This is a genomic window from Nostoc sp., from assembly GCF_036917195.1.
Classification (GTDB): Bacteria; Cyanobacteriota; Cyanobacteriia; order Cyanobacteriales; family Nostocaceae; genus Nostoc.
Window position 1 is genome coordinate 60,228 of record NZ_JBALDG010000060.1, and the last position, 14,087, is coordinate 74,314.

The window sequence follows — 14,087 nt, forward strand, 5'->3', positions numbered from 1 at the left end:
TTCAGTCTAGGTAGACAAATCTAGATTATGAGAGTTTTAGCTTTGAGCAGCTTGGACAAACCCTAAGGTCAAGCTGTCTTTGGCGAGGAAGTGAGACAAATGATATGCACGTTCCTCTGTTTTCAACAAAATCTTTTCGTACAAATAGCGTGTACCCCGATCGCCTAAACTCTCTGCCTGAGCAGCTTGACGACGAATCACGCCTAGAATAGCTTGTTCTGCGGCTAGGTCATTTTCCACCATTTGGCGAGAGGAATATACGCCCTCAGATTCTTGCTCAAAACAGGTTAATTCTGCTAATTTGCTGAAGGTAGCTACTGGCACACCACCTAGTCCATCCAAGCGTTCTCCAATTTCATGAATGTGGTCTTGTACTTGGTTGTAGCTTTCGTTAAAGAACTCATGCAGAGAGTAAAATTCTGAGCCTTCAACTACAAAATGATGTTTTTGGTACTGCAAGTATAGTGCCTGGAAACTGGCTAATACAACGTTGAATCCTTCTGTAACTGGAGCAGTTACACTGTGATCCAGCAACACAGGATTGTCATATACATGACCAAAATTCCGTAACAAAGTTTGCGTTTCAGACATTGTTCTCCTCGCTCTTTAGCAGTTATAGGTTTTAACTGCTTATTCCTTACATATTAACATTTTAATAATAATAACAAGCCGATTTGCCATTACAAGGTTTTGTATTTTTGCCTACAAAAAGTCTCAAGTTTATTGTTTGCTGGATGATGGCACGCTCATCAAGTTGCATATATTTATCATTATTATTGACATCTAGGCTTAAATATGCTTAGTCACAAAGAAGGGCAGAGAGAGAAAAATTTACTTTATCCTCTTTGTCTTCCTAATCTCCCTTATCCCCTTTTCAATATGCGATCACTGTAAAAATTTAATTTTTTTCCAAAATTACTGAGAATTCTTTGCACTTAAGGTATGCTGTTTTAAGAGGTTACACTCCTAAGACTTTTAAAAAGCTGGGAGTGAAATCGCGGTAGTTACTGCAAGTTTGTTGCACTTGAGGGCAATTCTCTTGAAATCTTTTAGTTCAGAAATAGAAATAAAGCACCTTGTAGAGGTGAATTGGGCAGATCGCTGGCAAGTCTATCAACGCCTAAAGGAGTTAGACATTCCCTGTAGTTGTACGGCTAACCAGCCATTGAAAGTTGAAATTGGCTCTCCTATAGCAGCTGTTCAACTTTGGAGTGTGATACGGCAATTAACAGCTTCCCGTCAAGACCAGATTTGGATTCTTGAGTACTGCTGGCAAAGTCGCTACTAACAGTTATAATCTTTAGCTGCTGCTGAAAATATCTCACTTAGTAGTTTGTATTAGTTAAAAGGAGGTCAAAAAAATGGGTGGATCTCACAAAATGGAAGTATCAGAATTTTGCCTTGAAGGCAGATTTATAAATTTTGTTATTAAAGATGGCTATAAGCTCAAAGGCTTACTGCTGGCAACTCATGAGGGTGAATTTTATATTAAACTTGCTAAACATTTACGGGCTGCTTTTGACTTGCGCTTACCACCAGGAACTTGGCTGCAAGTTGTTGGTTATAAAATACATGATTTGAAGGATGGCACAGTTACACTGAAAGCGGAACGGGTGATGGCGGTGCCTTATGAGATGGGGAGAGTTGAAACGCCTACTCCAGTACAAGAACCCCCATCAATTGATAATGCCAAGGTAAAACCAGCTAAGACTAAAGCTACGATTTTGGTGTGTCAAAAGTCTGATTGTATAAAACGCGGTGGCAAAGCAGTTTGTCAAGCGTTGGAGGCGGCTTTAAGCGATCGCGGTTTGGAAGACCAAGTTACAATCAAAGGCACTGGTTGTATGAAGAACTGTAAAGCTGGGCCTAACCTAGTTATGCCAGATAAAACGCGACATAGCCGAATTCAAGCCTCACAAGTCCCCGCACTGATGAATCAGCATTTTGGTGATAAGATGTCAACACAGCCTGAGAATTTAAGGGAAGTGGCGAAATATAATGGCAAGCTTTACTGAAATAAATAATGAAATCTTGACATTTTAATGAGAAGGTTTAATAATAGCTTTTCAAGTGTGTTCCATTAAGACTCGGCTGTAAACTTTACTAAAAGTTTGCAATAAAATCAAAAAACTGGCTTTAATTAAGGCCAGTTTTTTGAGTTAATAGGGTATTTATTGAGCAATTCTTAACTGGGATGCTCCCATAATTTGGAAAAATTCAAGGGAATGTGGTTGATTGATGAATACGTAGGCGCAAAGAGGTTTGTCGTTAGACATCGCTTACAGTGGAAGCGTCAATCATCAATGATTTAAAAACAAATGCCACATACCCCTGATTGGATACACATCGTTTCTTTTGCACTTGGCGCGATAGTCGTGATTTTTTCATTCCGTCATGACTGGAATCGCCTCGCTAAACTCTACCGCACCCAAGAAGCGCCACCACTAAACTTTTACCCAATGCAAAGAGGTTGTGTGGGTTGGATAGACTACAAAGGAACTTTAAATGTTGGTATAACTCCTCAAGGGATTTATTTGAGTATTTTTCCGTTGTTTAGCTTTGGATGTACGCCGTTGTTGATTCCTTGGAGTGCCATTAGGAAAATTGAACCTGCTAACCAACTTTTTATTAAGCGTTTTCGTTTGTATCTTAATTCCCCAAAAGTCACTTTGATTTTAGACAAAGATATTTTGGAACCAGCTAAAAAATTTTTAGCTACACAGGGATTTGAGTGGATTTAGACTTGACTTTTCAGGAGATGTGGAAAACCCTCTCTAAATCTCTCTCCTAAAAGGAGAGAGACTTTGAATTTTCCCCCTTAGAGCCTCCTATACACGCTAGCAGCACAGCATTGCGTAGGCGTAGCCCGCCACAGGCATCGCTTATGTTTGACGCAAGCTGCAAGCGCTATATTTATACAGAATTACCTTGAGCGATCGCCTACACCCTCTAAGAAGGGCACAGTTGTAAAGGTGATCGCTTAATATTTATATGCAATTACCTTGAGCGATCGCTTGGTTTGGTAGGGTGCGTTAGCAGCAGCGTAACGCATCGAAAGTATCTAGAATGATGCATTAATAATCTAATGCACTCTACAAATTCTTAATATTTGTAAGTCACTCATCAGAGTCTGAACCTGAACCCTCATTCAAGTCTGCTAAATTTTCGCCTTCAAGAATCGTCTCTTGAAGATTCGCCCGTTCAAGATTTGCCCCTTGAAGATTCGTCTCTACAAGATTTGCCCCTCCAAGATTTGCCCCTTCAAGATACGCTTCTTCAAGATACGCCCGTTCATTGGCTTGAGTAAAAGGGGTATCCAGTTCTTCTTTTAAACAAGCATATTTTTCTGGATGTTTTGCCCACTCTTCATGTAAAGCAAACACAAAATAGGTAGAAAGACGATGACTAATTGTTTGTGCCTGTGCTTGATTGACGCTAAAGTATTTTAACCAGTCAGCAAAAGCAGTTTTAATCGCTTCCAGAATCGGCAAATCTTTGGGACGGCTAAAAAAATCTTGGTCAATACGCAATTCTATACTTTCTAGGGAATCGTTGAGGCGATCGCACAATAACTCAAGATCACTCTGGTTTGGTTTTTCAAACAGTAATTCTTGATTTCCTTTTACCAAACTCACTATTGCTTCTACCAAAGAACGGTAAATTAGTAACCAAGCAACTTCCTCTGGCGCTGCTGCTAAACCAAGTGCTGCTGTAGCTTCCACAGCATCTTTGGCTACCTCTTCCCACTTACCCAAGACCCTATCTATCACACCTTTGCTTAGTGATTTGAATAGTTCCTTAAAGTCAGCTTTAATCGGTTTATTCCATAATGCAACAGGTTTGCTGACTGAAAATCCAGAGGTATTGCTCATGGCTGTTGTATGACGCTGGTAGATGTACTAAGCCAATATATTTCAACAATGTTCTATCAGATTTTTACTGAAAATCAGCAGTAAATTTAATAATTCATCTAGATAAACTTGTAATTTCAGCCTCAAAGGCTCAATTGTCAGCCTCAAAAGCTCAACGTTGAGGTTCAAAAGCTCAACGTTGAGGTTCAAAGGCTCAACGTTGAGGTTCAAAGGCTCAATTGTCAGCTTCAAAGGCTCAACTCTCAGGCTCAAAGGCTCAACTGTCAGCTTCAAAGGCTCAATCGTCAGGCTCAAAGGCTCAACGTTGAGGTTTAAAGGCTCAACTCTCAGGCTCAAAGGCTCAACGTTGAGGTTTAAAGGCTCAATCGTCAGGCTAAAAGGCTCAAAAATGCCCTAGTGACTTAGCGCTTCTCAGTGGAGTCCAAGACAGACCTAACCCCCAGCCCCTTCCCTACAAGGGAAGGGGAGTAAGATTCCATTCCTCTTTCCTAAGAGGAGAGAGGAATGGAAATGAGGTCAGAGTGTATTTTAGATAAACGAGATGTGCTACAGAAGTCACGGCTATACAGACGAAACCCGCCTGCGTGGGTTTGAAAAATCTTCAGATTTAAAATTTCCGGTTTTGTTTAGAAGATTTTAGGTATATGAGAGGGAATTGATTCCCAGGCGATTATTGGGACTTACGCGCTTCTTGGCGGGTAGGTTAGAAATTACATGACCTAAGTTAGAGAAGAGTGCAACAACTGTCGCATAGATATAGCCTGCACATGGTCAGGGAACACGGTTAAAAAGTCATTTAGGTCTTGGATAGCTGCATGGGTACGCTCTAAGGAAGCACCTTTAGATAAAACATGGAGATATAACCGCTCTGCTGGTTGAGTATATTGAGCAGCTAAATAGTAAAGAGCTAAATTAAAGGCATTATTCCAGTTTTGGGGATCTTTTTCGTAATGCTGTTTAGCAAGCTTGATGGCAAGGGATAGGTCAGCCCATGCTTTATCTGGTTGGTTAAGGGCTTGGTAGGCTAAAGCGCGATTATACAATTTCCAATTACTGTCAGAATCTAAGTCAATAGCGCGGTTGAAATCTGCAAGAGCCTCATTATATAGCTTTAGCATCAGGTAAGTTTGACCGCGACTTGCGATCGCCCAGTTAAGTTTGGGGTTAAGTTCAATCGCGCGGTCAAAGTCTTGTAAGGCTTCTGGGTAACGCTTCATTGAGTGATAAGTTTGACCGCGATGTGCGATCGCCCAGTCAAGTTTGGGGTTAAGTTCAATCGCGCGGTCAAAATCTTGTAAGGCTTCTGGGTAACGCTTCATTGAGTGATAAGTTAGACCGCGATGTGCGATCGACCAGTCAAATTTGGGGTTAAGTTCAATTGCGCGGTCAATATCTTCTAGGGCTTCTGGGTAACGCTCCATTAAGCAGAAAGTTAGACCGCGAAGTGCGATCGCCCAGTCATATTTGGGGTTAAGCTCAATTGCGCGGTCAAAGTCTTGTAGGGCTTCTGGATAACGCTTCATTGAGCGATAAGTTTCACCACGACGTGCGATCGCCCAGTCAAGTTTGGGGTTAAGTTCAATTGCGCGGTCAATATCTTGTAAAGCTTCTGGGTAACGCTTCATTAAGCGGTAAGTTAGACCGCGCCAACCTAGAGCAATTGGTTGCCATTTAACTTCAATCCTAGAATTTTGTAGGACTGCGGTAAACATTTCTAATGTAACTTGATAAAGCTTCTCCTCATAAGCTTTTAACCCATTAGCTAGTTGCTCACCCCAACGCTGAACTTCAGGAGAATCCACATCTTTACCAGCCTGAAGCATTGTTTCTGCATATTGTTGGGCAAATTTGCGTTGATTTTCGAGTACAGCAAGAAATTCATTGAGAGATACAGATAAATTCCTTTGCGGTGACTGACATAAGTTGTGGTATGACACGTTTAATGTGTGACTTTGCCAGCTAGGATCGCGCTGTTTATTCTCTTCGTCCAATTGCAGATCGTTCCGCAGGCTGTCGTAATATTCTGCTAACTTACCATGTATCTCAGCCCAACCTTGCGGCGATGAAAGGCGCTTGTGGCGTAACATTTGGGTTTTAACAACATCATGATAAGCCCAGCCATCAGAGCGTTCATTGACAAAGGATGTTTCTTTTAGCCAAGTAAATAACTCGTCAGCTTCTTCTTCTCCTTTTAACTGAGCTATAATATCTTGATTCAAACACCGAGGAATGGCAGCATCGAGAGCAACTTGTCGCTGCTTGGGGTCATCAATCCATTTTAAAAAGCGTTCTACAGCACTGCTACTAGGCTCAACTACTTGGTTAGGGTCATTGGGATGAGCATCTGCTAACATTCCTACCAGCAAGGGTAAGTTTCCACAAAGGCGCAAAATCACTTCAATAACCCGACTGTTAGTAATGCCTTTGCGAGTTAGATATTGTTGGGCTTCTTCTTCTGTAAAAGGTTCCAGAGGGAAACGAACGATTAACCCCTCGTAAGGTGCCCAATGATTTTTATCTAATTCCTGCCGACCGGCGATCGTTATCAATATATTGAGAGACACTTCACCGTGGCGACCCTCCAAAATTTCTCGTAGCCAGTTATCTAGAAATTCCCCAGTGCGTTCATAGGTATCAAAAAACAAAACAACAGTAGTTTTTTCAGCAATTTTAAAAATATCTTGCAAAAATAGCGGGGTTAGGATTTCTACAGGTTCTTGAACTAAGCGCACCTCATCTTTATTTGTTATTTTCTTTGCAACATAAGATGCCCATTCTCCGGCTTGGGTAGCCAAAGCATCCTCATCTACAAAGTCAAAGACAGCACCGCCAACAGGAACTCGACGCGCCAGACGCACACCAGTTTTAACTACAGTTTTGCCTACAAAAGCCGAAAAGCCTTGAGGAGCTTCTGGATCAGTTTCTAATTCTTGGCGCTTTTGACGGTAAACTTTGTAGCGTTCTGTAAACTGCGTTAGTTTGTGACCTTGGCGTTCCAACTCCTCAGCTAGACGACCCATAACTTCTGGAACGCTTTTTTCAGCTTCATCAATGTAAGCCGAGATAATTTTTGCTTCATCAGCAATTTTGCGAAACTGCCGTAACAGGGTACTTTTACCAACCCCGCCTTGACCCCAAACATTGAACAAAAAACAACGGCGGTCATCTTCTAACGGTAACCCTAGATTTTGGCGGAATTGGTTTATCTGGTCTTGACGACCCACAAAACCTGATTGCTGGCGCTGCTTAAGAATATCTTGTAGACTCTTGGGCTTGTTTTGTGGATTCATGACCAGATTTAATTTTGAGATGTTAATGCTTAGAGAATAATTACTCAATGCCCGCGCTGTATTTCGGAAATATCTAATGTTTTCTAGGTAATTTTTACGTGTAACCTTGATTGTAAGCTCGATGTTGACCTTCTGAGGCTCAATGTTGACCTTCTGAAGCTCGACGTTGACCTTCTGAGGCTCAATGTTGACCTTCTGAGGCTCAATGTTGACCTTTTGAGGCTCGACGTTGACCTTTTGAGGCTCGACGTTGACCTTCTGAGGCTCAATGTTGACCTTTTGAGGCTCAAAAATGCCTTGGCGACTAGAAGTCGCGGCTATACAGACAAAACGTGCCTGCGCGGATTTCAAGAATCTTTGGATACAAGACGCAAAAAGGGCATAACAATGTTATGCCCCTACAAATGATGTGTATTTTATCAAATTGATAACTGGTATAATTGGCGGTTTTAAGATTTAGCTAACTGGGACTTCAGGTTGCTTTTTCTTAGAACGGCGGTTAAACCTGCGTCCCATCTCATCTATTACTCCATCTAAACCTGTGACATCACCGCTAGCTTTGGCATAGCTGTAAACTGCTAATGCTGCTGCATAGGCTTCACTAGCAGCGGCTATACAGGTATCATCCACCAATTCTTGCAGTTGTGTTAGAGACAAAAGTACTGGATACAATGCCTCAAACAGCGCTAAATCTCGGCGCATCTCTTCTAAATCAAAAGAACGGGGCAAAAAGTTAGAGTTCTGTGTCGCTACTTCTAAGGCAATGCTTACAAAAGCTCGACTTTTATCTCCCATCTTCAACATTGTTCGCCGTTCGTCGGTGGTCAAATCAACCAAAAACGGTAACTTTTCTCTAATTGTAGCGATCGCCTGCATTACCGCTTCTTTGTCTGCTGGGGCTAGGCTAGCACTGATGCGATTTTCTGCCATTTTTAATACTCTTTCAGGGGACTTATTTTCAGTATTCCCAAACTTATAGAGGCGATCGCCTTTGTTGAGAAATAATTAACAATGAAACTGAATGCAGAAATCAATGCGTAAACAAATCATTGAATATACATCTTCACTAGATGCGCTCATTGCCCTTACTAAACAGTTAAATACCTATGAAATAAAGTACCAAATGAATTCAGAAGAATTTTTTGCCAAATATAGCCAAGGCGAAACTTCTGACGATGAAGTGTTTGTCGAATGGGCAGGAAACTACCAACATTATCTAGCTCTACACCAAGATATAAAGAGCAAACTCAGAGATGTCGCGTCAAGTTATCCAAGCCTATTTAGATGAAATTGAGCAACTTTTATTCAACTGCTCTAACACATACATTGATAAATATAGTATAGTACTTTTAACTACATAGAGAGCTAATCTCCGCATTAGAATACGTTTCGCTCTTAAATATTTACTGGCAGTCAGTGAAGCCTTTATTATTGTAGATAATCAAATTACATATATCGATTACTGCTATCACTTTCAAGACGAGCAAAATAATCTGATTTTTTGTTATGACAGTACACCATACTTTCCTAACTTGCCTAGCTTCCCGCACCATAAACATCTTTTCGACAACGTAATTGCTTGCGAAAAGCCACATATAGCCGATGTACTAAAAGAAGTGATGGAGTTTTTAGAGTAGGAATATGGAATTTGCATCGCCAAACAGAATCATCAAATGTAACCGTTAGATTTTGCTCATTGATACGTTCCTTCTAACCGCTAATCACAGCGATCGCATCAATTTCTACCAACACATCTTTAGGTAAGCGCGATACCTGAACACAAGCTCGGGCCGGGGCTGTATCTTCAGGAAAATATTTAGCATAAATGGCATTCACCGCCGCAAAATCATTCATATCAGCCAGAAATACAGTGGTTTTTACCACATCTTGAAAAGTCGCACCAGATGCTGTGAGGATGGCTTCAAGGTTAGCTAAAACCTGCTCGGTTTGCTTTTTGACATCATCAGTGTAGACGACATCACCAAGGCGGGGATCTATAGCAATTTGTCCAGCGATGAATACAAATTGACCAGAAGCTGCGATCGCTTGATTATAAGGGCCGACTGGTGCGGGTGCGTTATCAGTATTAATTACTTTACGTATCATAGATATTACTTTGTTTAACGATGTTTCCTGTTTACCGATTTTTGCTTCAGCTGCGATCGGTTTGTAGACTTCTCCATCTGGCATTATCGTACCAGTGAGGTCTGCATCTTGAAGATTGGCTCCGTAAATATTTGCTCCAGTTAAGTCGGCTTTTCTAAGATTTGCTCCGTTCAGATTTGCTTTCATTAAATCCGCTTGTTGTAAATCCGCTCTCTCTAAATTTGTCTCTTTTAGACAGGCTTTTCTGAAACTTGTAGCTCTGAGATTTGCTGCACCTAGATCAGCCTCAGCCAAATTCATACCAGACAAATTCTTTTGAGATAAATTAACACCCCGAATTTTAGCTCCCTGCAAATTGGTATCTTTGAGTTGTACATGAATTAGGTTTACTTGACTCAAATCAGCTTCAGACAAGTTAGCCCCACTTAAATTTGCATTACCAAGGTTAGCTCTCACGAGATTTGTTTTTTTCAAAGAAGCTTCAGTTAGATTGGCAGAATTTAGCGTAGCATCACTCAAATTGGCATTATCTAAGTCTGCCCAACTCAAATTTAAATGAGAACTTTCCACTAAACCACTTAAGTTTGCACTTCTTAGAGAAGCCCTGGTGAGATTTGTACTTTTGAGACATGCCTTACTGATGTTGGCATTATTTAAATCCGCTCCCGTCAAATCTGCACTTGTTAGGTCTATCCCACTCAGATTTGCACCTTTGAGGTCTACTCCTCTCAGATTTACTGAGTCAAACTTCCGTTGACCTTTTACATATTGTTTTAAAAGTTCCTCAGCGTCCATAATGCACCTTTAAATACCACTGACACAGTATAATCACAAAAACTTTGTGTCATAGGTATTCCTCTCCTCTCTTCTCTCTGCGCTCTCTGCGCCTCTGCGGTTTGTCCCTCCTACCCCAACCTCGGACGTATTCCATAATGCCGATATCGCCAATAATCCTGCAAAATGCGATCGTGATCAAAACATAAATTACCAGGCACACGCCAAGACTCAAAAATGCCTACACCCTTGGCATCATCCCCAGCCACAGGTTCCCCCGTCGCTGTCGCCAAAAACACAATGCTAATCGTATGCTGACGCGGATCGCGATCGGGGTTAGAATACACCAGTAATTGTTCAACTAACTCCACCTGCAAACCCGTTTCTTCCTCAGCTTCGCGCCGGGCCGCCACTTCCACGGCTTCCCCATAATCGACAAAACCACCAGGAATAGCCCAACCTAAGGGTAGATTATGTCTTTCAATTAACACTATTGGCCGATGAGGTCGATCTACTAGTTCAATGATGATATCAACTGTCGGTGTAGGATTTCGGTAAGTCATAATCTGTTAACAGTGAACAGTTAATAGTTAACTGTATTTGTTAGCTCTGTGACAACTGATAATTGATAACCGAATGCTGTTCTGTGATAGATTCGATGCGAACGCAAGAGCGTGTCATTCAGACAATCGCTTCCTCTCATAATTTAATTCAGGTTAAATATGCCTTTTCCTAGATCAAGTGGCATTTTGCTGCATCCCACATCTTTTCCCAGTCGATTTGGCATTGGCGATTTAGGCTTAGAAGCCTATCGCTTCATCGATTTTCTCAAAGAAAGCCATCAACAATATTGGCAAGTTTTACCTTTGGGCCCCACTGCATACGGTAATTCCCCGTATATGTGCTACTCGGCAATGGCGGGAAATCCCCTGCTGATTAGTCCAGAAAAACTGCGAGATGAGGGTTTATTAACAGAAGAAGACTTTGCTAATTTACCAGGATTTCCGGAAGAAAAGGTAGATTTCAAGGAGGTTGTGCCGGTTAAGATTGGGCTACTCAAAAAAGCCTATGAACATTTTAGAGCCAATCCCACACCCATCCTACAAAAAGAGTTTGAAGGTTTTTGCGACAGCAAAGCCTATTGGCTAGATAATTACGCCTTATTTATGGCGTTGAAAGATGCCAACGAGAATGCAAACTGGCACACATGGCCGTCAGAACTTGTCAAGCGTGATCCACAAGCAATGGAGCAAGTACAAGAGCGGCTCAATGGAGAGATTTCTTATTACAAGTTTGTCCAATTTGAGTTTTTCCGCCAGTGGTCAGAGCTTAAAAGCTACGCCAACATGCGCGGTATTGACATTATCGGCGATATCCCCATCTACGTAGCTCATGATAGCGCTGATGTGTGGGCGCATCCCAACATCTTTTGTCTAGATGAACAGACAGGAGCTGCCGCCCAAATGGCAGGAGTCCCACCAGATTACTTTAGCGCCACTGGTCAATTGTGGGGCAACCCAGTTTACAACTGGGAGGAATTGCAAAAACAAGACTTTAAGTGGTGGGTACAGCGCTTTGAGGCAATGCTGGATTATGTAGATATAATTCGCATTGACCACTTCCGGGGCTTCGAGGCTTATTGGGCCGTGCCTCAAGGTGAAGAAACTGCCATCAATGGTAAATGGGTGGAAGCGCCTGGAGATGCTTTTTTTGAAGTGATTAGGCAAAAGTTGGGCAAGCTACCCGTCTTAGCAGAAGATTTGGGAGTAATTACACCAGGGGTAGAAGCGCTGCGAGACAAGTATGAATTTCCAGGGATGAAAATTTTGCAATTTGCCTTTAGTGCTGATGCTACTAATCCATTTTTACCATTCAATTATCCGCGCAATGCTGTAGTTTATACCGGGACTCACGATAATGATACAACTTTAGGCTGGTTCGATACAGCTAGCGACCAGGAAAAGCAAAACTTGTTGCTTTATTTAGGTTCTATCAGTCCTGAAGGCATCCACTGGGATTTAATTCGCCTAGCTTTGAGTTCCATAGCCAACCAAGCGATTATTCCCTTGCAAGATATTTTAGGATTAGGGAACCAAGCGCGGATGAATTTTCCCAGTATTCCTGAGGGGAACTGGGAGTGGCGCTATCAAACAGCAGCGTTGACACAGGAATTAGGCGATCACTTGAAAGTTCTTACTGAACTTAATGGACGCGCCCCGCAAGCCCCGCAAGCCCAGTGAGGCAGGGGAAACAGGGGAAGCAGGGGGAGCAGGGGAAGAAAGAATAACCAATACCCAATACAACTCTTGGAGAGGCTGCGCGAACGCTCGGCACAAGTCGCTCAGTACAAGTGCTCTATACGCCATATTTCAAAACTTAGGCTTGGCAGCAATCCTAACTTCTTCCTCTTTCCCAGGCTCTCCCATTTCCTTAGCTTTCTCTTGATTGACGCTCATTAAAACACCACCAGCATTATCAGTTTTCACTGTCAGTTGCTTCTGAGCTTTCCAAATCCGGTGAGTTCCCTCTGGCAGAATACCCTCAAACTTGGTTTTGCCATCAGCTACTACGCGAATCCAAGATGACGCTTTCAAAGTGACACCAATCTGTACAGCCTGTCCCTGTTTGACGCCACTAAGGGTATCGCTGACAGGCTGAACCTTCACTGACTCTTTTAGTTGGGCTATTTCTGGTTTAACGACAGATTTTTGTTTTGGAGATGGCTGGTTTTGACTATTACTTGCTTGTAGTACAGCGTTATTTAATAACTGAGATAAGCCATTTACAGAGCATACAATTAGGAATATGTAAAGAAAGTAAAGATGAATCGGGCGTAGTTGACTCAAAGCTGAAGTATTCACCCTAACTTGGGGGTTTACTTGTGCAGAACTGATCGGAAAAGTGCCAGAAAATTCTACTCCATTCAAACCTAGTGCCTCGGCAAATTGCCTAATCAAACCCTGAATATAGATTGGTTCTGGCAGTTCGGTTAAATTACCTTCTTCGATCGCCTGCAATAATCGCCGAGAAATTCTGGTCGATACAACCACTTGCTCTAGAGATAGACCCTGTTCTTGACGTAATGCCCAAAGTTGAGCGCCTAATTCTGCCAACTTTTCGGCTCGTTCTTGCTCTAATGAAATTGATGGCTGGTGATTATTGTTTTTTCTTAGCCATTTCATGCCTGCTGACACTCCTTAACTCTGCTGAATCAATAATTAGGTTGCGTTATCTGTTGTTGCAAAAAGTGAATCTCTTGATCTTTAAGGGAACGATATTTACCCTCTGATAAAAAGGGTTCTTTTAGAGTTTGTAATTGAATTGGCCCGATAGCAGTCCGATGCAGCTTGATTACTGGGTATCCTAACTGTTGAGCTATCCGGCGAATTTGGCGATTTCTTCCCTCCTGTAACACTATTTCTAAAAAGCTTTGCTCGGTACGACGTTCTATGAGGTGTACCTTAGCGGCCCTGGTTTTTCTACCCTCCAACATCACACCCTGACACCACATTTGCAGTACCGCTTCTGGGGGATGTCCTTTTACCAAAACATGATATGTCTTGGAAATGCTGTGGCGTGGATGGGTTAGTCCAAATGTCAGATTTCCGTCGTTTGTCAGGATTAATGCTCCTGTAGAGTCTGCATCTAAACGCCCAACTGGGTGAATACCTGAACCCTCTCGTAATTCTTTAGATAGTAGATCCAGCACTGTTGGTCTGCCGTGAGGGTCGTAGCAAGTAGAAACCACGCCTGCTGGTTTATGCAGCAATAGATATATTAAAGCCGGACGCTGCTTTTCAGATATAGGCTTACCATCGATCGCGATCGCATCTTTTTGGGGATCAACTTTTTGACCTAAATGTGCTACTACCCCATTAATTCGCACCCGTGAGTGCCTAATCATTTCTTCGGCTTCACGACGTGAGGCGATACCCCATTGAGCAAGAATTTTTTGTAACCGTGCCTCCATGTGGAAATTGCTTATTTACTGTTAACAATTAAATGATATTTGCATTTTGTAGTGAGTAGGCATAAATGTTACATT

15 protein-coding genes are annotated in these 14,087 nt (G+C 42.1%); 6 read left to right on the forward strand and 9 right to left on the reverse strand.

Annotated elements, in window-relative coordinates; translation table 11 throughout:
* Positions 1 to 36: 36 nt before the first annotated feature.
* Positions 37 to 591 carry a Dps family protein gene (locus V7K40_RS19150; protein ID WP_273766675.1) on the reverse strand — a complete coding sequence of 185 codons (555 nt, stop codon included), beginning with the start codon at positions 589 to 591 and terminating at the stop codon, positions 37 to 39.
* A 448-nt stretch (positions 592 to 1,039) separates the two neighbouring features.
* Between V7K40_RS19150 and V7K40_RS19155 the strand changes: the two genes are divergently transcribed.
* From V7K40_RS19155 to V7K40_RS19165, 3 genes are all read left to right on the forward strand, one after another.
* Positions 1,040 to 1,288, forward strand: a complete 249-nt coding sequence (locus V7K40_RS19155) for an Asr1405/Asl0597 family protein (RefSeq protein WP_334797994.1) — start codon at positions 1,040 to 1,042, stop codon at positions 1,286 to 1,288.
* Between the two features lie 73 nt (positions 1,289 to 1,361).
* Entirely contained in the window at positions 1,362 to 2,015 is a 654-nt protein-coding gene (locus V7K40_RS19160) for a (2Fe-2S) ferredoxin domain-containing protein (protein ID WP_334962392.1), read from the forward strand.
* Between the two features lie 303 nt (positions 2,016 to 2,318).
* Positions 2,319 to 2,741: a hypothetical protein gene (locus V7K40_RS19165; RefSeq protein WP_334962394.1), complete on the forward strand. Its 423-nt coding sequence runs from the start codon at positions 2,319 to 2,321 to the stop codon at positions 2,739 to 2,741.
* 375 nt (positions 2,742 to 3,116) lie between these two features.
* Here the strand turns inward: V7K40_RS19165 and V7K40_RS19170 are convergent, their stop codons facing one another.
* From V7K40_RS19170 to V7K40_RS19185, 4 genes are all read right to left on the reverse strand, one after another.
* Positions 3,117 to 3,872 carry a pentapeptide repeat-containing protein gene (locus tag V7K40_RS19170; protein ID WP_334962396.1) on the reverse strand — a complete coding sequence of 252 codons (756 nt, stop codon included), beginning with the start codon at positions 3,870 to 3,872 and terminating at the stop codon, positions 3,117 to 3,119.
* A 42-nt stretch (positions 3,873 to 3,914) separates the two neighbouring features.
* Positions 3,915 to 4,208 (reverse strand): hypothetical protein, encoded by a 294-nt coding sequence (locus V7K40_RS19175; RefSeq protein WP_334962398.1) that lies wholly within the window; start codon positions 4,206 to 4,208, stop codon positions 3,915 to 3,917.
* 383 nt (positions 4,209 to 4,591) lie between these two features.
* Entirely contained in the window at positions 4,592 to 7,513 is a 2,922-nt protein-coding gene (locus tag V7K40_RS19180) for a tetratricopeptide repeat protein (protein ID WP_334962400.1), read from the reverse strand.
* 105 nt (positions 7,514 to 7,618) lie between these two features.
* Positions 7,619 to 8,092 carry a hypothetical protein gene (locus tag V7K40_RS19185; protein WP_334962402.1) on the reverse strand — a complete coding sequence of 158 codons (474 nt, stop codon included), beginning with the start codon at positions 8,090 to 8,092 and terminating at the stop codon, positions 7,619 to 7,621.
* Positions 8,093 to 8,195: 103 nt separating this feature from the next.
* Between V7K40_RS19185 and V7K40_RS19190 the strand changes: the two genes are divergently transcribed.
* Positions 8,196 to 8,450 carry an antitoxin TumA gene (locus V7K40_RS19190; protein ID WP_334962404.1) on the forward strand — a complete coding sequence of 85 codons (255 nt, stop codon included), beginning with the start codon at positions 8,196 to 8,198 and terminating at the stop codon, positions 8,448 to 8,450.
* A 94-nt stretch (positions 8,451 to 8,544) separates the two neighbouring features.
* Complete coding sequence (locus tag V7K40_RS19195) at positions 8,545 to 8,799, forward strand: toxin TumE (RefSeq protein WP_334962445.1); 255 nt, start codon at positions 8,545 to 8,547, stop codon at positions 8,797 to 8,799.
* A gap of 73 nt (positions 8,800 to 8,872) precedes the next feature.
* Here V7K40_RS19195 and V7K40_RS19200 read toward each other — a convergent pair whose 3' ends face one another.
* Positions 8,873 to 10,063, reverse strand: coding sequence for a Rid family detoxifying hydrolase (locus V7K40_RS19200; RefSeq protein ID WP_334962406.1), 1,191 nt, complete (start codon positions 10,061 to 10,063; stop codon positions 8,873 to 8,875).
* A 110-nt stretch (positions 10,064 to 10,173) separates the two neighbouring features.
* Positions 10,174 to 10,605 (reverse strand): NUDIX hydrolase, encoded by a 432-nt coding sequence (locus V7K40_RS19205; RefSeq protein ID WP_334962408.1) that lies wholly within the window; start codon positions 10,603 to 10,605, stop codon positions 10,174 to 10,176.
* A gap of 159 nt (positions 10,606 to 10,764) precedes the next feature.
* Here V7K40_RS19205 and malQ point away from each other — a divergent pair, with 159 nt between their 5' ends.
* The gene (malQ, locus tag V7K40_RS19210) at positions 10,765 to 12,282 is read left to right on the forward strand and encodes a 4-alpha-glucanotransferase (protein ID WP_334962410.1); all 1,518 of its coding nucleotides are present in this window, start codon (positions 10,765 to 10,767) and stop codon (positions 12,280 to 12,282) included.
* 129 nt (positions 12,283 to 12,411) lie between these two features.
* Here the strand turns inward: malQ and V7K40_RS19215 are convergent, their stop codons facing one another.
* Together V7K40_RS19215 and V7K40_RS19220 are read right to left on the reverse strand one after the other, a co-directional pair.
* Positions 12,412 to 13,224 (reverse strand): RodZ domain-containing protein, encoded by an 813-nt coding sequence (locus tag V7K40_RS19215; RefSeq protein WP_334962412.1) that lies wholly within the window; start codon positions 13,222 to 13,224, stop codon positions 12,412 to 12,414.
* A gap of 29 nt (positions 13,225 to 13,253) precedes the next feature.
* Positions 13,254 to 14,012, reverse strand: coding sequence for a pseudouridine synthase (locus V7K40_RS19220; protein ID WP_334962414.1), 759 nt, complete (start codon positions 14,010 to 14,012; stop codon positions 13,254 to 13,256).
* Between the last annotated feature and the right edge of the window lie 75 nt (positions 14,013 to 14,087).

Excerpts from the sequence above, each read along its gene's own strand:
- V7K40_RS19150 (WP_273766675.1), bottom strand. The coding sequence starts at position 591 with ATGTCTGAAACGCAAACTTTGTTACGGAATTTTGGTCATGTATATGAC.
- V7K40_RS19160 (WP_334962392.1), top strand. The coding sequence starts at position 1,362 with ATGGGTGGATCTCACAAAATGGAAGTATCAGAATTTTGCCTTGAAGGC.
- V7K40_RS19165 (WP_334962394.1), top strand. The coding sequence starts at position 2,319 with ATGCCACATACCCCTGATTGGATACACATCGTTTCTTTTGCACTTGGC.
- V7K40_RS19170 (WP_334962396.1), bottom strand. The coding sequence starts at position 3,872 with ATGAGCAATACCTCTGGATTTTCAGTCAGCAAACCTGTTGCATTATGG.
- V7K40_RS19185 (WP_334962402.1), bottom strand. The coding sequence starts at position 8,092 with ATGGCAGAAAATCGCATCAGTGCTAGCCTAGCCCCAGCAGACAAAGAA.
- V7K40_RS19190 (WP_334962404.1), top strand. The coding sequence starts at position 8,196 with ATGCGTAAACAAATCATTGAATATACATCTTCACTAGATGCGCTCATT.
- V7K40_RS19200 (WP_334962406.1), bottom strand. The coding sequence starts at position 10,063 with ATGGACGCTGAGGAACTTTTAAAACAATATGTAAAAGGTCAACGGAAG.
- V7K40_RS19205 (WP_334962408.1), bottom strand. The coding sequence starts at position 10,605 with ATGACTTACCGAAATCCTACACCGACAGTTGATATCATCATTGAACTA.
- malQ (WP_334962410.1), top strand. The coding sequence starts at position 10,765 with ATGCCTTTTCCTAGATCAAGTGGCATTTTGCTGCATCCCACATCTTTT.
- V7K40_RS19215 (WP_334962412.1), bottom strand. The coding sequence starts at position 13,224 with ATGAAATGGCTAAGAAAAAACAATAATCACCAGCCATCAATTTCATTA.
- V7K40_RS19220 (WP_334962414.1), bottom strand. The coding sequence starts at position 14,012 with ATGGAGGCACGGTTACAAAAAATTCTTGCTCAATGGGGTATCGCCTCA.